Annotated in this window: 19 protein-coding genes; 7 read left to right on the top strand and 12 right to left on the bottom strand. The window is 72.4% G+C overall.

Features of this window, described 5'->3' with window-relative positions:
• The first annotated feature begins 74 nt into the window (after window positions 1–74).
• The gene (locus tag OHA86_RS16610) at window positions 75–1,076 is read left to right on the top strand and encodes a hydroxyacid dehydrogenase (RefSeq protein WP_329176223.1); all 1,002 of its coding nucleotides are present in this window, start codon (window positions 75–77) and stop codon (window positions 1,074–1,076) included.
• Between the two features lie 287 nt (window positions 1,077–1,363).
• Here OHA86_RS16610 and OHA86_RS16605 read toward each other — a convergent pair whose 3' ends face one another.
• From OHA86_RS16605 to OHA86_RS16570, 8 genes are all read right to left on the bottom strand, one after another.
• Window positions 1,364–2,485: an ARPP-2 domain-containing protein gene (locus OHA86_RS16605; protein WP_329176221.1), complete on the bottom strand. Its 1,122-nt coding sequence runs from the start codon at window positions 2,483–2,485 to the stop codon at window positions 1,364–1,366.
• Window positions 2,482–3,912, bottom strand: coding sequence for a hypothetical protein (locus OHA86_RS16600; protein WP_329176219.1), 1,431 nt, complete (start codon window positions 3,910–3,912; stop codon window positions 2,482–2,484). The genes OHA86_RS16605 and OHA86_RS16600 overlap by 4 nt, the downstream gene beginning before the upstream one ends.
• A gap of 194 nt (window positions 3,913–4,106) precedes the next feature.
• Complete coding sequence (locus OHA86_RS16595; protein WP_329176217.1) at window positions 4,107–5,855, bottom strand: type IV secretory system conjugative DNA transfer family protein; 1,749 nt, start codon at window positions 5,853–5,855, stop codon at window positions 4,107–4,109.
• Window position 5,856: 1 nt separating this feature from the next.
• Window positions 5,857–7,284: an ATP-binding protein gene (locus OHA86_RS16590; RefSeq protein WP_329182435.1), complete on the bottom strand. Its 1,428-nt coding sequence runs from the start codon at window positions 7,282–7,284 to the stop codon at window positions 5,857–5,859.
• Between the two features lie 45 nt (window positions 7,285–7,329).
• The gene (locus OHA86_RS16585; RefSeq protein ID WP_329176215.1) at window positions 7,330–8,874 is read right to left on the bottom strand and encodes an SCO6880 family protein; all 1,545 of its coding nucleotides are present in this window, start codon (window positions 8,872–8,874) and stop codon (window positions 7,330–7,332) included.
• Entirely contained in the window at window positions 8,871–10,265 is a 1,395-nt protein-coding gene (locus OHA86_RS16580) for a hypothetical protein (RefSeq protein WP_329176214.1), read from the bottom strand. The genes OHA86_RS16585 and OHA86_RS16580 overlap by 4 nt, the downstream gene beginning before the upstream one ends.
• Window positions 10,255–11,094: a hypothetical protein gene (locus OHA86_RS16575; RefSeq protein ID WP_443071750.1), complete on the bottom strand. Its 840-nt coding sequence runs from the start codon at window positions 11,092–11,094 to the stop codon at window positions 10,255–10,257. Before OHA86_RS16575 ends, OHA86_RS16580 begins: the two co-directional genes overlap by 11 nt.
• 178 nt (window positions 11,095–11,272) lie before the next feature.
• Window positions 11,273–11,581 (bottom strand): hypothetical protein, encoded by a 309-nt coding sequence (locus OHA86_RS16570; RefSeq protein ID WP_031524459.1) that lies wholly within the window; start codon window positions 11,579–11,581, stop codon window positions 11,273–11,275.
• 279 nt (window positions 11,582–11,860) lie between these two features.
• Between OHA86_RS16570 and OHA86_RS16565 the strand changes: the two genes are divergently transcribed.
• The gene (locus OHA86_RS16565; protein ID WP_329176209.1) at window positions 11,861–12,868 is read left to right on the top strand and encodes a C40 family peptidase; all 1,008 of its coding nucleotides are present in this window, start codon (window positions 11,861–11,863) and stop codon (window positions 12,866–12,868) included.
• A 263-nt stretch (window positions 12,869–13,131) separates the two neighbouring features.
• Window positions 13,132–13,827, top strand: coding sequence for a phosphatase PAP2 family protein (locus OHA86_RS16560; RefSeq protein WP_329176207.1), 696 nt, complete (start codon window positions 13,132–13,134; stop codon window positions 13,825–13,827).
• A 48-nt stretch (window positions 13,828–13,875) separates the two neighbouring features.
• On the opposite strand, the gene OHA86_RS16555 is transcribed toward OHA86_RS16560, so the two are convergent.
• Both OHA86_RS16555 and OHA86_RS16550 read right to left on the bottom strand, forming a co-directional pair.
• A complete protein-coding gene (locus OHA86_RS16555; protein ID WP_443071994.1) occupies window positions 13,876–15,450 on the bottom strand; it encodes an FAD-binding oxidoreductase in 1,575 nt (524 codons plus the stop codon).
• Between the two features lie 166 nt (window positions 15,451–15,616).
• On the bottom strand, window positions 15,617–15,808 hold the full coding sequence (locus OHA86_RS16550) for a hypothetical protein (protein WP_443071749.1): 192 nt from the start codon (window positions 15,806–15,808) through the stop codon (window positions 15,617–15,619).
• Between the two features lie 130 nt (window positions 15,809–15,938).
• Between OHA86_RS16550 and OHA86_RS16545 the strand changes: the two genes are divergently transcribed.
• Together OHA86_RS16545 and OHA86_RS16540 are read left to right on the top strand one after the other, a co-directional pair.
• Entirely contained in the window at window positions 15,939–16,808 is an 870-nt protein-coding gene (locus OHA86_RS16545) for a hypothetical protein (protein WP_329176204.1), read from the top strand.
• Between the two features lie 361 nt (window positions 16,809–17,169).
• Window positions 17,170–17,343, top strand: a complete 174-nt coding sequence (locus tag OHA86_RS16540) for a hypothetical protein (protein WP_329176202.1) — start codon at window positions 17,170–17,172, stop codon at window positions 17,341–17,343.
• A gap of 107 nt (window positions 17,344–17,450) precedes the next feature.
• On the opposite strand, the gene OHA86_RS16535 is transcribed toward OHA86_RS16540, so the two are convergent.
• Window positions 17,451–17,834 (bottom strand): metal-sensitive transcriptional regulator, encoded by a 384-nt coding sequence (locus OHA86_RS16535; protein WP_329176200.1) that lies wholly within the window; start codon window positions 17,832–17,834, stop codon window positions 17,451–17,453.
• 191 nt (window positions 17,835–18,025) lie between these two features.
• Here OHA86_RS16535 and OHA86_RS16530 point away from each other — a divergent pair, with 191 nt between their 5' ends.
• Both OHA86_RS16530 and OHA86_RS16525 read left to right on the top strand, forming a co-directional pair.
• A complete protein-coding gene (locus OHA86_RS16530; protein WP_329176198.1) occupies window positions 18,026–18,646 on the top strand; it encodes a DUF47 domain-containing protein in 621 nt (206 codons plus the stop codon).
• A 5-nt stretch (window positions 18,647–18,651) separates the two neighbouring features.
• Window positions 18,652–19,647: an inorganic phosphate transporter gene (locus OHA86_RS16525; protein ID WP_329176196.1), complete on the top strand. Its 996-nt coding sequence runs from the start codon at window positions 18,652–18,654 to the stop codon at window positions 19,645–19,647.
• 103 nt (window positions 19,648–19,750) lie between these two features.
• Here OHA86_RS16525 and pstB read toward each other — a convergent pair whose 3' ends face one another.
• On the bottom strand, window positions 19,751–20,527 hold the full coding sequence (pstB, locus tag OHA86_RS16520) for a phosphate ABC transporter ATP-binding protein PstB (protein WP_329176195.1): 777 nt from the start codon (window positions 20,525–20,527) through the stop codon (window positions 19,751–19,753).
• Window positions 20,528–20,559 lie beyond the last annotated feature (32 nt).

Genomic DNA, 20,559 nt, shown 5'->3' with positions numbered 1-20,559 from the left:
GACGTTGACCTGTGGTCGGGACACGAATAATCTGAGCGGGTCAGGAAGTAACCGATTACACGCGAGGGGCAGACATGGCGGAGCGGCCGAAGCTGGTGCTGGCGATGCGGCAGGACATCCTGGACCTGGTCCTTCCGGCCCCGCTGCGCGCCCGGCTCGACACGCTGGCCGACGTCCATCCGCTGCTCGTCACCGACGCAGCGGACCCCGCGTCAGCCGAGGCGCTCGGCAGCGCGGAAGTGCTGCTGACCGGGTGGGGGGCGCCCGAGGTCGACGCCGGGCTGCTGGCCCGCGCACCGCGGCTCGGCGCGGTCATCCACGCGGCAGGCACCGTCAAATACCACGTGCACCCGGAGGTGTGGGAGCGGGGGATCGCCGTCTCGTCGGCCGCCGACGCCAACGCCGGGCCCGTCGTGGACTTCACCATGGCCACGGTGGTGCTCGCCGCCCGGCGCGCGCTGGGCGCCGCCGCGGACTACCGCCGCGGGCGGCTGCCCACCTACCCCGAGCGCCGCGGGGCCGACGGCGCCGTCATCGGCGTCATCGGCGCGTCACGCATCGGGCGCGGGGTCATCGCGCGGCTGCTCGCCGCGGACTCCGGCTTCCAGGTGCTCCTCGCCGACCCGTACGTCTCCGCGCAGGACGCGGCGGCGCTCGGGGTGCGGCTCGTCGATCTCGACGAGCTGTGCGCCGCCTCCGACATCGTCACGATCCACGCGCCCGACCTGCCGGAGACCCGGCACCTCCTCGACGCCAGGCGGCTGGGGCTGCTGCGGGACGGCGCCGCCGTCATCAACACGGCCAGGGGGCGGCTGGTCGACACGGAGGCGCTGGCGCGCGAGTGCGGGACGGGGCGGGTCGACGCGTATCTCGACGTGACGGAGCCGGAACCGCTGCCGGTGGAGCATGTGCTCCACACCTTGCCGAATGTGCTGCTGACGCCGCATATTGCGGGGTGCCAGGGGTCGGAGGTCCAGCGCCTCGGCGCTTACGCGGTGGATGAGGTGGAGCGGTTCGGGGCGGGGCGCCCGTTGCTTGGCGCGGTGCATGTGGCGGATCTTGCGCGTATCGCCTGAGGCGGCGGGGCGTTTCGACGGTCCGTCGTGGATCGGGCCGGTATGTCGGCCCCGGCGGCGTCGTGGCTTGTCGCGCGGTTCCTCGCGCCGCTGAGGGGGCGCCACTTGCGGTGGCGTGCTTGTCGGCTGCGCCGTCCCGGCTGGGCGCGCGGTTCCGCGCGCCCCTGGGTGGGTGCCACTTGCGGTGGCCTTGCTTCTTTCCGCCGTCGTGGTGGGCGCGCGGTTCCTCGCGCCCCTGACGAGCGGCCTCTTGCGCGGAGGGCACCGTCCCGGGGCGCGCTGGGCGGCTATTTGTGGCGCAGCAGGTGGGCGAAGCCGGCTGTGCGGAGGCGGGCGGTGAGTTCGGCGGGGGTCAGGGCGAGGTCGGCCGCCGCGCGGGCCACGTGCCAGTCGTGCGCGGCGAGGCACGACAGAAGGTGGCCGCGCCGGATCTGCGCCTCGGACAGGCGGAAGGTCTTGAGGTAGGCGACGCGCCCGTCGGCCGCGGTGATGGCCTCGCCGATATGGCTCTCGGTACGCGGCCGGAAAGCGGGCACGAAGCGCCTGAGGGTGAAGTCGCCGGCACGGTAGAGGGCGCGGGCGGTGTACTCGGGGGCGAGCAGCCCCGCCGCCATGGTGCCGGTGTGGAAGCCGGCCCATTCCCGCTGCTGCGCGGCCAGCGCCGCGCGCAGGTCGGCCGTGGAATCGATGCGGGCGGCGTCGAGGTGCGGGACGAAGTCCTGGACGGGGGCGCTGAGCAGCGCGTAGTGGTGGACGAGGTCGCCGTAGAGGTCCTGGACGAGCGTGGTGTGCAGGGCGCGGTAGTCGTCGGGGTGCGGGACGACGAAGGCCGCGGCAAGGGCGTCGGCGGTGTGCAGGAGGACCCCGCACTGGCCCGGGTGGATCTCGAACACCCGCAGGGCGTCGCCGAGCCCGCGGACGGCGGCGCCGGTGTACGCCTCCTCGACGCGCGGGGAGAGCCCGCGCCGCAGGGCCTGCTGTGACCACTCCTCCCAGGCGATGGCGGGGCCGCCGAAGTGCAGCCCCAGATAGCCCTCAAGGGCGAGGTGCAGCGGCAGGAAGCGCAGCCGGCGCTTGGCCTCGCGGCGGACCATCCGGCGGTGGAAGCGCACCGGCATCGCCTCGACCGGGGCCGGGTCGCCGTGCTCGCCGCGCAACTGGGTGCCGTAGGCGGCGGCCGGCCCCGTGCCCCAGTCGGCGACGAAACCGTGCGGAATGTACGACGTGTAGACGGTACGGGGAGCCACGTCGACCACGCCGACGCCGTCGCCGTACAGCTCCTTGTGCAGCCGCAGGCCCGGCACGGGCTCGTCGCGGACCAGCGGTACGAGCCGGATGCCGCCCCACACCTGCGCGGGGCGGGTGTGCAGCCCTGCGAGGTCGAGCCGCAGCGCGGTGGTGGCGGTCATCGGGGGGCACCCCCACGGGCGAGGAAGGCGGTGATCCGGGTGTCGAGGTGGGCGCGCAGTTCCGGCAGGCCGGTGCGGCCGGTGGCGAAGTGGGCCAGGCCGACCAGCGAGGGGAGGTCCTCGGCGTCGCGGATGCCCGCGGTGGGGACCGCGGGGGACAGCCGGCGGACGTCGAAGGTGCCGGCGTCGTAGACCGGGTTGAGGTGGACGACGGCGACCCGGCCGTCCGGGTCGAGCCGGCCGCGCCACACCCGCAGCACTTCCGCGGCCATGCCGGGCGGTGCGTTGTCCCAGCCGTCGGAGACGATGACGAGCCGGTCCGGGCCGGTCTCCAGCGCGTCGAGGATCCGCTCGCCGAGCGGCGTGGCGCCGTAGGGGCGGACGAGCAGCGGGTCGCGGCGGCCGGAGGTCCACAGCGCGGTACAGGTGCCGGCGAGAGCGTCCAGCAGGTAATACGCGGCAAGGGCGACGGCGAGCGGGCGGCGGCGCTTCTGGCCCGAGGCGTAGGCCGAGAAGCTGTCGTCCAGGACCGCCGTGACCCGGCCCCAGGTGCCCGCCGCGGCCCCCGCGGTGCGGTGGGCGGCGGCGCGCAGGGCCGCGGTCAGCTCGGTGCGGCGCGCCGTGCGGTCGTCGAGCGGCAGCCCGAGGACGTACGAGGCGAGGCGGGTGAGCGGCATCCGGCTGAGGTCGGTACGGACGGCGGTCGCGCCCCGCTCGCGGGCCGACTCCTGGAGCCGCAGCCGCTCACCGCGGGTCATCCGGGGGGCGATCCGGTCGAGGAAGGCGGCACGGGCGATGCCGTGCCGGGCCGCGAAGCCCTCGGCCACGGTGAAGGGCAGCTCGTAGACGGCCGCCTGCTCGTAGTGGGCCCGCCGCCAGGTCTCCAGCAGCGGCGCCGCATAGTGCTTGCGGGCGCGCGGCCGGAAGAGGAAGTCGCCCAGCTCGGGGCCGGGCGGCGGCAGATGGGCGTGCCGCAGCGCCGTCTTGACCCCGGCGCGGTATTTGACCGCGTCGAAGGCCGGGTCCGGCCGCGCCGCCAGCCAGTCGCGGAGGATCGCCCGGGTGCGGCGGTTGTTGACCTTCGCCTTGCGCAGCCCGGCGATGAGCGCGTAGACGCGCTGCGGCGGCAGCAGGGTGAGCCGGCGGGCGATCAGCCGGCCCTCGGTGCGGCGCTGTTCCGGTGTCGCGTCGCGGGCGGTGGCCAGCAGGTGGCGGATGATCAGCGCGGCATTGTGGTCGTTGATGTCGAGGGCCAGCACGGCGGTGTAGAGGTCGCGGTAATTGCCGAGCATGTAGGCGTGCAGGAAGTCCAGCGACAGGCGCTGCTCATCGGCGCCGGTGTGGAATTCCCGCTGCGAGGTGGCGGTGATCGCGGCATTGGTGAAGAGCAGGACGTCTTCTGCGGCGATCAGGCCCTCGGCGGGCATCGGCGGGCTCCCAAGTGCGGTACGGATGGGGGTTGCCGACCGGGGAGTGAGGGCGCGAGCTGCGAATCATTGCTTCAGAGGCACGTTCCGGAAGTCGCGACGGAGTCCCGCGGTCGGCCCTGGCACCGTAACAGGCCTCCCGCGGGCGGCTCCTGGGGTTTTCCGCAGCACGGCCGCCCCGCGCTCCCGCGGGCTCAGCGCAGCCGGATCGCGTCGGGCACGGACGGCGGCAGGCTGTCCGCGGTGTCGTCGCCCAGGGCGACCCGCAGGTCGGCGTGCTGCCACAGCGGGGCCTGCCAGCGGGCCATGGCCTGCTCGGGGGACCGCAGCACCGCCAGGGTGGGCAGGCCGGCCGCGGTTCCGGCGGCGAGCAGCTCGGGCAGGTCGGGGGCGGGGGCCAGCGCGGCGACGTCGTCGAGGACGAAGGTCAGTGGTGGGTCGAGCCGGCCGGCGGATGACCCTGCGGCCATGCACCGGCCGTGCTCGACCACGCTGGAGACGAGTGCGGTGAGCAGGGGCATCGCACCCAGGTGGGTGCGCGGATCCTCGATGCGCTCGCCCACCACGTAAAGCGTTCCCCTTTCCGCGCCCCACGACTCCAGGTCGAGGCCACCGGTACGCGACGGATTGCACGCGTCTCGGATGTGCACGGAATTGAGCGGCTCCAGCGTCTGCCGGATCAACGCCTGCGCGGCGTCCCGCCGTTCGGGGTGGGCGTGCAGCACCGACTCCAGTTCGCCGCTCCAGCCGGAGGCCGCGCCGGTGTCGGTGCGCAGGATGCGCACGGCGTCGGCCGCCGCCGCTCCTCCCGCCGCCCAGCGGTGCACCTGCCGGAACGGGCGGCCGTCCACGGCGGCGGCGTGCAGCCAGCAGCGCAGCAGGACGACCGCGGTGCTGTGCACGATGGCCTCGTCGGCGCGCGCGGTACGCAGCGGCGCCAGCAGCGCCGCCGCCCGTGTCCCGGCGGTGCCGGGGCGTTCGCAGCCGCCGTGCGGCGCCCAGCGCAGCCTTCCGGGTACGTCGAGCAGATGCGCGGGGTCGTAGACGTGCACGGGGCCGAGCTTGCTGCGGTTGCCGACCGTCTGGTGGTACGTGTCCGGGTCGGCGGTGGTGACCAGCGCGGGGCCCGCCGCGGCCAGGACGGCGGGCTGCACGACCCGCTTGGCCTGGTCGCCGCGCGGCCCGGCGAAGAGGGCGTAGGTGCGGGTGACCTCGCCGCCGTCGAGCACCGCCTGCCGCGGTTCACGGGCCGGCGGGGGAGGCGCGCCGACCGCGGGGAATTCCGTGGTGATCGGGTCGGCGGCCCGCGGCGGCGCGGCCTGCGGCACCGAACGGAACCAGGCGTCGAGCCCGTCCCCTTCGCCCTTCCCGCGCCCGTCGCCGTAGCCACCCGCGCCGGGCCGCCCGTGCCCGTCGCCGTAGCCACCCGCGCCGGGCCGCCCGTGCCCGTCGCCGTACGTACCGCCCGGCCGCCCGTGCCCGTCGCCATAGGTCTCGCCGCGGCCATGTGTGCGGCCCCTGCGGCGCGGCGCGGGCAACGGCGGGGGCGCTGCGAGTTGTGGCTCGGTCTGCGGGTGCGGCGGCTGCGGGCGGCGGGCGTCGCGGGTGCGCAGCCGGGTGACGACATTCAGCGCCCACACCGCGACGGTGAACAGCACCATGAACTGCCCGATGAAGATCCCCCAGAACAGCCCGGGCCCCGGCAGCTCACCGGGCTTCGCGCCGGGCCACGCGCCCGGCATGTCGTGCGGCTGCCCGATCAGCGCGCGCATCGCCCCCGGGGTGCGGGTGAAGTGCGCGTCGGTCGGCCACGACCCGTGCGAGAGCAGCCCCGCGATGCCGGTCGCCGTCCACACCATCAAGGTGACGCCCAGCAGGAACGCGATGACGCCGACGATCAGTCCGTCCGGCAGCCCGCCCTGCTGCCGTTTCTGCGCCGCCATGTCACGCCACCGCGTCGTCGGCCATTTGTTTGGCGAGCGCGACCTGTGCGGCGGCGTGTGCCTCCGCCCGGGCTTCCGCCTCGGCTTCTGCCTCCGCCTCCGCCGCCATGCCGGCGGCGTGCTGCACCGAGGTCTCGGTCATGGCGCGGTCGGTGAAGACCAGCGGGCGTTCCGTCTCGGTGATCAGGTGCTTGACCACCTGCACATTGCCGTTGACGTCCCATACGGCGATGCCGGGGGTCAGCGTCGGGATGATCTCCACCGCCCAGCGCGGCAGGCCGAGCACCCGCCCGGTCGCGCGCGCCTCGTCGGCCTTCTGGGCGTAGATGGTGCGGGTGGAGGCCATCTTGAGGATCGCCGCGGCCTCCTTCGCCGCGGCCCCGTCGACCACGTCGGACAGGTGGTGGACGACGGCGACGAAGGACAGGCCGAGCCGGCGGCCGAACTTCAGCAGCCGCTGGAAGAGCTGCGCCACGAAGGGCGAGTTGATGATGTGCCAGGCCTCTTCGACCAGGAAGATGCGTTTCTTCCGGTCCGGGCGGATCCAGGTGTGTTCGAGCCACACCCCGACGATGGCCATCAGGATCGGCATCGCGATGGAATTGCGGTCGATGTGCGACAGGTCGAAGACGATCAGCGGCGAGTCCAGGTCGATGCCCGCGCTGGTCGGCCCGTCGAACATGCCGCGCAGGTCGCCGTCGACCAGCCGGTCGAGCACCAGAGCCACGTCCAGGCCCCAGGCGCGCACGTCGTCCAGGTCGACGTTCATCGCCTCGGCGGACTCCGGCATCGGGTGCCGCAGCCGGTCGACGATGTCGGTGAGGATCGGCTGGCGCTCCGTCACCGTCTCGGCCACATAGGCGTGCGCGACCTTCAGCGCGAAGCCGGACCGCTCGTCGAGGCCGCGGCCCATCGCCACCTCGATGATGGTGCGCAGCAGCGCCAGCTGTCCGGTCACGGTGATCGCCGGGTCCAGCGGGTTGAGCTTGATGCCGCCGTCCAGGGCCGCCATCGGGTCGAGGCGGATCGGGGTCAGGCCCATCGCCCGCGCGATCAGATTCCACTCGCCGACGCCGTCCTCGCCCTGCGCGTCGAGCACCACCACCTGCCGGTCGCGGAAGCGCAGCTGGCGCAGCACGTACGTCTTCTCCAGCGCCGACTTGCCGTTGCCGGACTCGCCGAGCACCAGCCAGTGCGGGGCGGGCAGCTGCTGGCCGTAGAGCTGGAAGGGGTCGTAGATGTAGCCCTTGCCCGAGTAGACCTCGCGGCCGATGATCACCCCGGAGTCGCCGAGCCCCGGCGCCGCCGTCGGCAGGTAGACCGCCTGCGCCTGTCCCGTCGAGGTGCGTACCGGCAGCCGGGTCGACTCGACCCGGCCGAACAGGAAGCCGGTGAACGCGTCGGTGAGCGCCGAAAGAGGGTCCAACATGGGCATGGCGATGGCCTCTCCTCGTATGGGCGGGCTGGGCGGGACCTAGCGGCGGATGCCGGTCGCGAAGGGCAACGTATTGACGAATGCCCGGTGGTGCTCACGATCGCACCATTCGAGCTTCAAATACGACTTACCGGCGGAAGCGCGGATGGTGCGCTTGTCGCGCGCCAGCGCTTCGGGGGAGCGCGAGGACACCGTGATGTAGCCCACCAGGTTCACTCCCGCGGCGCCGCTGGCCAGGTCCTCGCCGCGCTGGTCGATCCGGCCGTGGTGGGCCACGTCGCGCGGGTCCACCACCCGGTTCATCTTGGCGGCCCGGCTGGCCTCCGCGTCGTCGTTGGTCTTCTCGGTGAGCATCCGCTCGATCGCCACATCGGTCGGTTCGAGGTCCATCGTCACCGCGACCGTACGGATCACGTCCGGGGTGTGCACCAGCAGCGGAGCCAGGAAATTCACCCCGACCGGCGTCAGCGGCCACTCCTTGATCCACGCCGTCGCATGGTGCCAGGGCGCTCGGGTGATCGACTCGCGGGTCTTGGCCTGGAGGAAGGTCGGCTCGGTCGCGTCCAGTTCGGCCGGCCAGGCGTTGCGCCTGGTCATCGCCTGGATGTGGTCGATCGGATGGTCCGGGTCGTACATCGAGTGGACCAGCGACGCCAGCCGCGCCTGGCCCAGCGGCTGCCTGACCCGGATGTCGGCCTCGGCGAGCCGGGCGCAGATGTCGTTCAGCTCACGGGCCATCACCGCGGCCAGGCCCGCGTCCTTGTCGACCTTGGTGCCGCGCACCACGGTCGCCCGGGCCATCGCGTTGCCCTCGGCGGCCAGCTCCCGGGTGAAGTGCATGCAGGCCACCAGATATGCCCGGTGCTGCTCGGAGGACGTCGACACCATCGACTGGAGCTGCTCGTAGGACTCCTTGAGCCACCGGTCGGCGTCCGGGTCGCCGCGCTGGGCGACGTCCTTGGCGTGCGCGTCGGGGTCGGCGGGCAGCGTACGGGCCAGCATCTGGAGCCGGGTGACGAAACCGTCGCCGTTGGCCACGTGCTTGAGCAGGGTGCCGAAGCGTTCCACCAGGGCTTCCTGGTCCTCGCTGTCCCGCAGGCCGACGCCGGGCCCCTCGATCTCGATGGCCGCGGTGACCGTACGCCGGTCCACATGCAGCAGCACCGCGATCTCGTCCGGCCCGAACGGCGCCGCGAGCCAGCTGATCCGCCCGATCCCGGGCGGCGGCCCCACCTCGATCTCCCGCCCGTCCAGCGTGGTGCCCGCCTCCTGCACCGTGGAGCGGTAGGTGGGCGTGACCCGCAGCGTACGGCGGTAGGTGCGGTTGATCTCGAACCAGCGGTAGAACGTACGCCGCCGGTACGGCAGGAAGACCGCGGCCAGCGCCAGCATGGGCCAGCCGATCAGGCCGACGATACGCAGCAGCAGCACCGGCACCAGCAGGCCGTTGAGCATGCCGAGCCCGGCGCCGAGCACGATCAGCACGATCTCGCCGGTCTCGCGGTTCTTGCCCACGATCGCGTTGGGCCGTGCCTTGCCGATGAGATAGGTGCGGCGCGGCTGGGTGAAGGGCTGGGTCGTCACCCGCGATCACCTCCCTGCGTGCCGTTGTTCGGTCCCTGGTTCGCCCGGAAGGGCGAGCCGAAGCTGCCGCCTCCGCCTTGTCCGCCGCTCGGCCGCGGGGGTGGGGCTGCGCCGCCCCCGCCCTGGTTGCCGCCGCGGGAGCTGTGCGCGGCCATGCCGCCGGCCACCGCGTTCGACGGCTGCGGGCCGCCGCCCTGCGCCTGCTCCTGCGGGCCGCCGCGGGCGCTGTGCGTCTTGATGCCCTGCTTGACCAGCGCGGCGGGCGAGGAGATGACGGCGGCGGCCTGGCTCTGCCCGCCGGCCTTGCGGCCGTTGCGCAGATTGACCACGTCGTCGCCGAAGCCCGGCACGAAGCGGTAGATCATGAAGCTCGCGAAGATCGCCAGCAGGATGATGGCCAGGCCGGAGACGACCGCGGAGAAGGCGTCGGGACCGTTGTCGGACGAGGACAGCGCGCCGGCCAGGCCCAGCACGATCACTATGACCGGTTTGATCAGGATGACCGCGATCATGATGCCGGCCCAGCGCCTGACGTGGTGCCACATGTTCTTGTCCACCAGGCCCGCGTAGACCGCGGTGCCGAGCAGCGCGCCCACGTACAGCAGTGCCGCCCTGATCACCAGTTCCAGCCACAGCACGCCGGCGGCGAGCACCGAGACCATCGACACCACGATCAGCATGATCGGGCCGCCGCCGATGTCGGTGCCCTTGGTCAGGGCGCTGGAGAAGGACCCGAAGAAGACGTCCGTGTCGGACTTCGTGCCCGAGGCCACCACGTCGGTGACCGCGTCGGTCGCCGACACCACGGTGTAGAGGATCAGGGGGGTGAAGGCCGAGGCCAGCACCGTCAGCCACAGGAAGCCGACCGCCTCGGTCAGCGCCTCGGTCATCGGCGCCCCGCGCACCGCCCGCTTGGCCACCGCCAGCAGCCACAGGATCAGCGTCAGGATCGTCGAGGCGGCGAAAACCACGGCATATTGCCGCAGGAAGGCGGTGTTGGTGAAGTCCACCTGCGTCGTCTTCGTCACCGCAGCCGACAGCTTGTCGATCGTCCATGCGGCGGCATTGGCGCAGCCCTTGGCGAGCGACGTGAGCGGGTCGAGGGTGTCGGTGGGGTTGGTGCCCTTGGCGGGGGCGCCGGGGTCGCCCTTGGTGCAGTAGTCCTTGGCGGCGCCGATGAGGCCGTCGCAGGCGTTGCTGGTGGGCGGTGCCGCCGACGGGGCACCGGCCGTCGCGGAGGGCGTCGGGGTGGCTGCCAGCGCCGCCTGGGCGGGCAGCGTGAGCGCCGCGGCGGTGAGCGCGGTCAGCGCTGCGGGTACGGACCAGCGGCGCCGGCCGGCCGCGCCGGCCGAGGTGCGGGTCTGACGTCGGGTGCGGCTGCTACCTGGCATACGTGAACCCTCCGTAGTCCCTGACCGCGCCGGCGATCTCGTCGGCGGAGGCGGCCTGGTTGTCGGCGGCGACCGGGGCGGGGCCCTCTTTCTGGGTGGAGGACCGGATCTTCCAGTCGCCGCCCGACCACACCAGCTTCTCGGTGATGGTGAACCAGGCGGTGCTGACCGGCTTGGTGGAGCCGGTGCCGGCCAGGCCGACCAGGTCGGTGCACCAGACCTCGACGGTCTTGGCGTCGGGGGTGCCGGCGCTGTCCGCGCCGACCTTGGTGCCGATCGGCACCGTGCGGGAGACGAAGGTGAAGCCGGCGGGCGCGGTGCCGGCGGCGGTGAGGCCGAGGCTCTTGAGCGAGTCGCCGGTGTAGGCCCGGTCCAGGTCGGTCTGCAGGCCCGGGCTGACGGCGGGGTCGTAGATCGCGCTGACGATCCGGTGCCTGCGGTCGGTGTTGAACATGTCGGCCGAGCCCAGCGCCACCGCGTAGTTGGCCGCCGCGGACTGGGCGCCCTGGTCGGTGTGCGCGAAGCCGGCCGGGATGCCCGCGCCGCTCTTGCCGTCGACGGGCTTCTGGCCGGTCGGTGCCGTGGGCGCGGCGCCGGTGCCGCGGGTGCCGGTGGAGCCGCCCGCCGTGCTGCCGGTGTCCGCGGCGCCGGCCGCGGGTGACGGGTGGTCACCGCGGTTGGCGAAGGCGAGGGCGGCGATCAGCAGGATGACGATGCCCACCACCGTGACCAGGGCGCGCCGGGGCTGCGGGCGGCGGGTGCCGCCGTGGGTCGTGTGACCCTCCGGCATCCGGGTCCTGGTCGGAGGTCCGTCCTGGCCGAGACTCATCGCGCGGCCGCCCCTCGGGGCGCCGCGGGCGCGCGGCGGAGCCGCATCGGGCGGACCGCTCCGCTGCTTGGTCGAGTGGGCATCAGCACGCAGCCTCGGGTGGGAAGGTGGAGCCTGGGACGGGCTCCGGGGACGTGACCTGGGGGAGTGGCCGGCGGGCGGGCGGCGGCGCGCCCGGCTACACGGCCATTCCGTAGACGATGGTGAACAGCGTGCCGAGGGATCCGATGATGAACACGCCGGTCAGCCCGGCGATGATCAACCCCTTGCCCTGCTCGGCGCTGAAGGTGTCGCGCAGTGCGGTCGCGCCGATCCGTTGCTTCGCCGCACCCCAGATGGCCATGGCCAGGCACAGCAGGATCGCCACCGCCATGACCACCTCGATCATCACACGTGCTTCCTGGCCGAGGGACCCGAAGGGTCCCCAGTCCGGTGCGATGCCGCCGATGATGGTGTTGATGTCGCCCTTGGGGGCTGCCACGAACATGTAACTCACCACCCCGCTCTGTCAGTTGGCTCCCCTGCCGGGGCGCAAGGGGCCAGCATCTATCTTGACCGACGTTTCCGCTGTTGCGCGTCGCTCAGCGACTTTCTCGGCGGATCGTCCGTGTGATCCGGCCCGGAGCCGTCAGACTGGTGCGCGGACCGGTGTTCGATGGGACATGGATGACTACTCTGTGTATCACGAGCATAACCGCTGGGCAACGATGGGAACGTGCGTTCCTTCACGGTGGGGCGGAGACGCGCGGAAGGGGAGGCGGCACTGATGGCACGTAAGGTCTGGCTGGCCGTCATCTTCGGCGGCGGGCTGTTCTTCTCCTTGATGGCTCTGCTGGTGGTGGGTACGTATTCGGCCGCGGTCGGCCTGGCGGGCGGCGGGTCCGGCGGGGCGGTGCGACTGGCCAAGGGCGCGGTGCCCGACATCTACCAGCCCATCGTGCAGAAGTGGGGCGACCTGTGCCCCGCGATCAATCCGGCGCTGCTGGCCGCCCAGCTCTACCAGGAGAGCGGCTGGGACCCGCGCGCGCAGAGCGGCGCGCAGGCGCAGGGCATCGCCCAGTTCATCCCGGGCACCTGGGCCACCCACGGGATCGACGGCAACGGCGACGGCAAGGCCGACGTCTGGGACCCGCAGGACGCGATCCCGTCGGCGGCGACCTACGACTGCGACCTGGCGTCGTACGTGAAGAACGTGCCGGGCGACAACACCGACAACATGCTGGCGGCGTACAACGCGGGGGCGTACGCCGTGATCCAGTCCGGCGGGGTGCCGCCGTACGCGGAGACACAGAATTACGTGAAGACCATCCGCACCCTGGAGAAGAGCTTCGCCGCGCCGGTCGGGACGGTCCAGCCGTCGCAGCAGGCGGCGGGCGCCATCTACTTCGCGCAGCAGCGGATCGGCACCCCGTATCTGTGGGGCGGCGTGGGGACGGCGGCGCAGGGCGGGCGGTTCGACTGCTCGGGGCTGACCCAGGCGGCGTACGCCTCGGTCGGCATCACCTTGCCGCGGGTCGCCAATGACCAGTGGAACGCCGGCGCGCACCCGGGCCGGAACGAGATGCTGCCCGGCGACCTGGTCTTCTTCGCCAACAACCTCAACGACCCGCGCTCGATCCACCACGTCGGTATCTACGTCGGCGGCGGCTACATGATCGACGCCCCGCACACCGGCGCCGAGATCAGGTTCGACCCGATCGACAGCCCCGACTTCATCGGCGCGACCCGGGTCACCCAGGCGGGCGCGGCGGCGCTGCCCGCGGCGGCGGCCTGAGCCGGGAGCGGGCGGCCGGAGGGGCCGTCAGGACACCCTTTCGACAGCGGGGTGTCACCCTCTGGCCTACGGTCGGCCGGTATGCATGTCCACTGGTCACCCTTGGATAACAGCATGGTGATCTTCTGGCGAAGACCGGAACGCTACGTACCGTGTCGGCCGTTTTACGGGCAACAATGGATTGGTACGCAAGCGACGGAGGTTGCGGACGTGCCGATCCGCTGAGGCACGGTCAGTTGCTAGTGGTAAGGGGCACCATCGCCATGGCAGAAGTCGCTAACGACAGCGCGAACCCCGACATCACCCTGCTCCGTTCCATCAATGACCTCGCCAAGCAGGCACCCCGCGGCGTCGACCGGGCCGCGGAGTTCTTCGGCGAGTACGGCCTGATCGCCGTGACCGCGCTGCTGGCCGGGTGGTGCTGGTGGCGGGTGGCACGGCGGTCCGCCGACGCGCCCGCCGCGGTCGCCGGCGTGCTGTGGTCCTGCCTCGCCGCGGGCATCGCCCTGCTGCTGAACTTCCCCGTACGCGCGCTGGTGCAGCGGCCGAGACCGTACGTCGACCACGACGGCCTCGACGTACTGGTGTCGGGGCAGCACGGCACCTCCTTCGTCAGCGACCACATGGCGCTCATCGCGGCGGCCGCGGTCGGCCTGTTCATGGTCAGCCGCAAGGCGGGCGTCATCGCGATGGGCCTCGCCCTGGTCGAGGGCTTCACCCAGGTCTACCTCGGCGTGCACTACCCGACCGACGTCATCGGCGGCTTCGCGCTCGGCGCCGCCACCGTGCTGCTGCTCGCCCCGGCCGCCCTGGCCCTGCTCACCGCCCTGACCACGGCCGTGGCCCGCACCCGGGCGTCCTTCCTGGTCCGGGCGCGCCCCACGCCGTACGGCCGGCCGCCGCGCGCCGCCTCGCCGCACCGCTGGCACAGCGCCGACGACAAGGACCTGGCGGCCTGAGACCTGTCGTTCAGCCGGGTTCCGGCCGTTTGGCGGCGGGCCGGCCGCTCACAGGGCCTGCGGGAAGTCGAACAGCCGCTGCGGGTCGAGGGTGCGCTTGAGGGCGGTGAGGCGGTCGGCGTTCTGCCCGTAGTAGGCGGTGCGCCAGTCCGTCAGGGCCGGGTCGGTGTAGTTCTGATAGGCGCCGCCCGAGGCGTAGCGGCGCATCGCGCTGTGCGTGGTGTCCAGCCACGAGGTCGTCGACAAGGAGTCGGAGGCCAGGTATTGGGCCAGGAAGCGCGACCCGCGGTGGCTGAAGGCGGTCGCGGTGGGGGAGACCCGGTTGACGGCGCCGCCCAGCGCGGTCAGGGCGATGCTGCCCGCGCCGCCGCCCGAGGTGTTCGCCAGCCGCTGGACCTGCGCCAGCAGCGCTTCTATGCCGGCCGCCGGCAGGTTGGTGTCGTAGAAGTCGGAGCGGGCGGTGTACGTCTCGCGCCCCAGCCGTCCGGCCGGGGCCGGATGGCACTGGGCCGCGGACAGGCCGGCGCAGCCCGCGTAGGAGAAGGTCGCGTCCAGATAGGTGTGCGGGTTCAGCGAGACCGACGAGGCGGGGGCGCCGGCGCTGTCGGCGAGGCGGTCGGCCGCGGCGGCCAGGTCGGCGCGTGAACCGGTGGACAGCATCGGTACGGAGACGGTCGGCGAGCCGCCGGGGGCGCAGTCCAGGTGCAGCGCCGACCAGATGTGGTCCGGCTGGTCGGGTCCCCAGCTCTGCCAGGCGCCGACCACGGCGGCGGCCCGGCTCCACGGCCAGGTGAGGTAGCCCGTGACGACCGCGGGCACCGGGTGGGTGCTGAAGCGCAGCGAGGTGACGACGCCGAAATTCCCGCAGCCCGCGCCCCGCAGCGCCCAGAAGATGTCGGGCTCGTGGTCCGCGGACACCTCGTGGGTCGTGCCGTCGGCGGTGATCAGGGTGGCGCCGATCAGATTGTCGCAGGTCAGGCCCATGGACCGGCTCATCACGCCGTGCCCGCCGCCCAGCGCGAGGCCCGACACGCCGACGGAGGGGCAGGACCCGGCCGGGATCGTCCGGCCCTGCCTGCCGAGCGTGTCGTAGACGTCGATGAGCTTGGCGCCCGCGCCGACGGTGGCCGTGGTGCCGTCCAGCCGGATCGACTTGAGCCGGGAGACGTCGATGATCAGCTTGCCGTTGCCGCTGGACCAGCCCGCGTAGGAGTGGCCGCCGCTGCGGACGACCGGCGCCGTCGCGGTGCGGTGGGCGAAGTCCAGGCAGCGGCGGATGTCGTCGGCGCCGGTGACGTAGGCGATCGCGGCCGGGCGCAGGTTGTCGAAGCGGGTGTTGTAGAGCCGCCGGTCGGTGGCGTAGGCGGCGTCCTGCGGGCGGACCAGGCTGCCGTGCAGCGCGGCGGCGAGCTTGGGCCAGTCGGCGGCGACCGGCGAGAAGCTCGGGCTCGGGGTGCGGGACGGGGCGCCGGTGCCGGTGGACGGCGGGGGCGCCTTGCCGTCGCCGCCGCTGTCCCCGCCGGCCGGGCCGCAGCCGGTCAGCCAGGCCGCGGCGAGCGCGCCGCCGCCCGCCTTGAGCGCGGTACGCCGCCGCGCCCGGGTCGTGCCTGCGGGCCTGGGCACGGACTCGGCCAGGGGCCGGGGGGCCGACTCATCCACGTGCTTCACCGCCACATTCCCGCCGGGCGCGCGCCGGGGCGCGGCGCTCCGGCGACGGAGGACTCTGCAAGTCCTAGACGTGGCGGACGAGGTGGTGGTTGCGGCCCCGGCGCCGACGTTCAGCCGGTGATCAGCCGGCGGTGTGCTCCCGGGCGTCGCGTCTGGCCCGGTCACGGGCCCGGCGGGCCGGTCCCTTCCAGCCGCAGGTGCACAGGGCGCCGGCGAAGGAGCCCCGCTCCACCACGGACGTCCGGTGATCGCCGGCCGCCGGTCCCTGACCGGTCTCGTCCCGGCGTTCGCCCTGGGTACGCAACTTGACCACGCCACCACGGTAGCGGGCGTGACGGCGCCCTTCCGACCGTCGTTACCGAGGTGAGGCCCACGCGCGTAACAGGGGTGGTTCAGGGATGGTGGCGGCGATGTCCACGGGTGGACGTGTACGTGGTGTACGGGTGACGGCCGCCGGGCCGCGGCTCCGGCGTACGGCGACGGCGGTGGCGGCGGCCGGGTGCGCGGTGGCGCTGGTCGCGGGATGCGTGGAGCACGGCGCCGCCGCGGCCGGCGGGCCCCCGGCGTCGGGCGGCGGGCCCGGCGGCGCGAAGGGCGGCGACCCCGCGGCGGCGGTACGGGACGCGGCCGACGCGCTGGTGCGGGCCGGCAGCTCGCTGGTGGACACCTCGATGCGGATGGCCAGCGGCGGCACCTGGGTCACCGTCACCGGCACCGGCCGCTTCGACTTCGCCAGGCGGCGGGGCGAACTGACCCTGGCGCTGCCCAGGGACGCGGCGGGGGCGGAGGAGCACCGGCCGATCACCGAGCTGCTGACGCCGGGCGCGCTCTACATGAAGGACCGCGGTGAGGGCGTCCCCGCGGGCAAGTGGGTACGGGTGGACACCACGACGCTGCCGGACGGCAACCTCGTCACCGGCGGTGCCACCGAGCCGCTGGCCGCGGCGGAACTGCTGCGGGGCGCGCGGGACGTGGTCCTGGTCGGCGAGCAGACGCTGCGGGGCGCCGCGGTGCGGCACTTCCGTGGCGTCGCGGACATCGGGCGGGCCGCACGGGCGGCCGAGCCGGGGGCGCCCGGGGCGCTCACGTCGGCGGCCAAGGGCTTCGCCGTCACCCGGGTGCCGTTCGACGCGTGGCTCGACGGGGACGGTCGGCTGCGCCGGCTCACCGAGCACTTCACCTTCGGCGGGAGCGGGGGCCGGGGGGTGGGTGTGGTGTCGACCACGGACTTCGACGGTTTCGGGACCCGGGTGGTGCTCGCCATGCCGCACGGCACCGACATCTGGACCGGCAAGATCGTTTCTTCCCTGTAGCCGCCGCCCGCCCTGCCGGGCCGGCCCCGGCCCCGTACCAGGACCGTCCGCTGGCGGCGGGTTGCGCGCGCAGTTTCCCGCGCCCCCAGGCGGGTGCCCCTTGCGGCGGCGTCGCGCCCTTTCGCGCCGTCCCGGCCGGCCGCGCGGTTCCCCGCGCCCCTGCGGGCCCGGTTCCTCTGCCGCGGGGGGCAGGCGTCTGGGGCGGACGAGCGCATCGCCGGGAGAGGTCCCGGGGCTGAGGGGGGATCCTGGGCGGGGGGCCCGGGAAATGGTCCTTACGTGCCATGCGCCGGGGCAAGGGGGTCCCTACGCTGGATGGCGGCCGTTGGACGGGACACGTGGCGCAGGAGGTGGTGCGGATATGGTGCCGTCGCCCGGGGCTACGGTCCAGGACGATCCGGTGGCCCTGGCCGAGATCGAGCTGTGCGGGGAGCTGATCATCGCCGCTTCCACCGCCGACGAGGAGCGGCTGAGCTTCGCCCGTATCGACGAGGTGCTGGAGGTCGACCGCAGCCCGGCGCCCTGCGGGCGCTGAGGGCAAGACGCTGAAGGCCGGTCACCGCGAGGCCGGTCACCGCGAGGCCGAGCGCCGCAAGGCGGGACGCTGAGACGCTGAACGGCGGTGGCGCCGCAAGGCCGGCGTCACGTCCGCAGCAGCCGCGCTATCGCCGCCGTCGCCTCGGCGACCTTCTCGTCGATCTCAGGGCCGCCGCCGACCGCCGCCGCGGCGACGCAGTGCCGCAGATGCTCTTCGAGCAGTTGCAGCGCGAAGGACTGCAACCCCTTCGTGCTGGCCGAGACCTGGGTCAGAATGTCGATGCAGTAGACGTCCTGCTCGACCATCCGCTGGAGGCCGCGGATCTGGCCCTCGATCCTCCGCAGCCGTTTGAGGTGGGACTCTTTGTCATGGCTATAGCCATGCGGCCCCGGCGGCGACACAATCTCGTCTGCTGTCGAATCCGCTGGTCCCGCCACCGATCCCGCCGCTGGTTCCGTCACTGCCGACTCCGCCGTCCTGTCCGTCATCCCGCCGTCCGCCCTCTCTGTCCCCTTATACCCCTGGTGGGTATATCTTACCGAATCGGCACCGTGTGCGACGCATCCCCCGTGAGGGGGACTCTGTCCCATGGGCGACACTGGATGACGCCGGTTAGCTGTGGCCGGATGTTGCGCCTAGCATCAACGAGACCGACTCCGATGTATCCCGAGGAACCCACGTGCGCTTTCGTCTGACCCCCAGGGAGACGAGCTTCTACGACATGTTCGCCGCGTCCGCGGACAACATCGTCACCGGTTCGAAGCTCCTCATGGAACTGCTCGGAGCCGATTCGGCTACCCGTATCGAGATCGCCGAGAGGATGCGGGCCGCGGAGCACGCGGGAGACGACGCGACCCACGCGATCTTCCACCAGCTGAACTCCTCCTTCATCACGCCCTTCGACCGGGAGGACATCTACACCCTCGCCGGCTCGCTCGACGACATCATGGACTACATGGAGGAGGCCGTTGACCTGGTCGTCCTCTACAACGTCGAGGAGCTGCCGAAGGGTGTCGAGCAGCAGATCGAGGTGCTCGCCAGAGCCGCGGAGCTGACCGCGGGGGCGATGCCCAACCTGCGGACGATGTCCAACCTCACCGAGTACTGGATCGAGATCAACCGGCTGGAGAACCAGGCCGACCAGATCCACCGCAAGCTGCTGGCCCAGCTCTTCAACGGCAAGTACGACGCCATCGAGGTGCTCAAGCTCAAGCAGATCGTGGACGTGCTGGAGGAGGCCGCGGACGCTTTCGAGCACGTGGCGAACACGGTGGAGACCATCGCGGTCAAGGAGTCCTGACCCACGTGGACACCTTTGTGCTGATCGTCACCATCGGGGTGGCGCTCTTCTTCACGTACACCAACGGTTTCCACGATTCCGCCAACGCCATCGCCACCTCGGTCTCGACCCGGGCGCTGACCCCCAAGGCCGCGCTCGCGATGGCCGCCGTGATGAACCTGGCCGGTGCCTTCCTCGGTAGCGGCGTGGCCAAAACGGTCAGCAAGGGCCTGATCGCGACGCCCGAGGGCCGCTCCGGCATGGGCATCCTCTTCGCGGCGCTGGCCGGCGCGATCGTCTGGAATCTTGTCACCTGGTACTTCGGGCTACCGTCGAGTTCCAGCCACGCGCTGTTCGGCGGTCTGGTGGGCGCGGCGCTGGCCGGCGGCACCACCGTGCACTGGTCGGGTGTGGTCGACAAGGTCATCGTGCCGATGTTCGTGTCGCCCGCGGTCGGCCTGGTGCTGGGCTATCTGGTGATGCTGGCGATCCTGTGGTTCTTCCGCCGGGCCAACCCGCACAAGGCCAAGCGCGGATTCCGTATCGCGCAGACCGTGTCGGCGGCCGGCATGGCGCTCGGCCACGGGCTGCAGGACGCGCAGAAGACGATGGGCGTGGTCGTCCTGGCGCTGGTCATCCACGACCCGGCCAAGGGCTACGGCATCCCGATCTGGGTCAAGTTCGTGTGCGCGGCGATGATGTCGCTGGGCACGTACGCGGGCGGCTGGCGGATCATGCGCACCCTGGGCCGGCGGATCATCGACCTGGACCCGCCGCAGGGCTTCGCGGCCGAGACGACCTCCGCGTCGATCCTCTACGCGTCCTCGTACATCTTCCAGGCGCCGATCTCCACCACCCACGTGATCACGTCCTCGATCATGGGCGTCGGCGCGACCCGGCGGGTCAAGGCGGTCCGCTGGGGAGTGGCCAAGAACATCGTGGCGGGCTGGTTCATCACCATGCCGGCCGCCGCGGTGGTCGCCGCCGGCTGCTACTACGTCATCAAGCTGGTCTTCGGCTGAGCACGCGGCGACGCCGTGACGCGGATCAGGCCCCGCCCCCTGACGGGGACGGGGCCTGCGCCTTGCGGTGGCACCGCCATGCAGCACCGCACGGCGGTCCTGGTTATCCGAAGCGGCCCGAGATGTAGTCCTCGGTGGCCTGCACGGACGGGTTGGAGAAGATCCGCTGGGTGTCGTCGATCTCGATGAGCTTGCCCGGCTGCCCGACGGCCGCCAGGTTGAAGAAGGCCGTACGGTCCGAGACGCGCGCGGCCTGCTGCATGTTGTGGGTCACGATGACGATGGTGAACCGGGTCTTCAGCTCGCCGATCAGGTCCTCGATGGCGAGGGTCGAGATCGGGTCGAGCGCCGAGCACGGCTCGTCCATCAGCAGCACCTGCGGCTCGACCGCGATGGCGCGGGCTATGCACAGCCGCTGCTGCTGGCCGCCGGACAGGCCGGAACCGGGCTTGTTCAGCCGGTCCTTGACCTCGTTCCACAGGTTGGCGCCCTTGAGCGACTTCTCGACGATGCCGTCCAGCTCGTTCTTCTTGCGGATGCCGTTCAGCTTCAGGCCGGCCGCCACGTTGTCGTAGATCGACATGGTGGGGAACGGGTTCGGCCGCTGGAAGACCATGCCGACGGTGCGGCGGACGGTCACCGGGTCGACGCCCGAGCCGTACAGGTTCTCGTCGTCCAGCAGCACCTTGCCCTCGACCCGGCCGCCGGGGGTGACCTCGTGCATGCGGTTCAGGGTGCGCAGGAAGGTGGACTTGCCGCAGCCGGACGGGCCGATGAAGGCCGTCACCGAGCCGGGCTCGATCGTCATCGAGATGTCGTCGATCGCCTTGAAGGCGCTGTAGTACGCGGACAGGCCGCTGATGTCGATTCGCTTGGCCATGGGGATCACTTCTCTTCTGCGGGCGGTCTGCT

The sequence above is a fragment of the Streptomyces sp. NBC_01477 genome, from assembly GCF_036227245.1.
In the GTDB taxonomy this organism is placed as follows: domain Bacteria; phylum Actinomycetota; class Actinomycetes; order Streptomycetales; family Streptomycetaceae; genus Actinacidiphila.
Note: the sequence above shows the minus strand (reverse complement) of the source record. Positions and strands in the feature narration are given on the sequence as shown.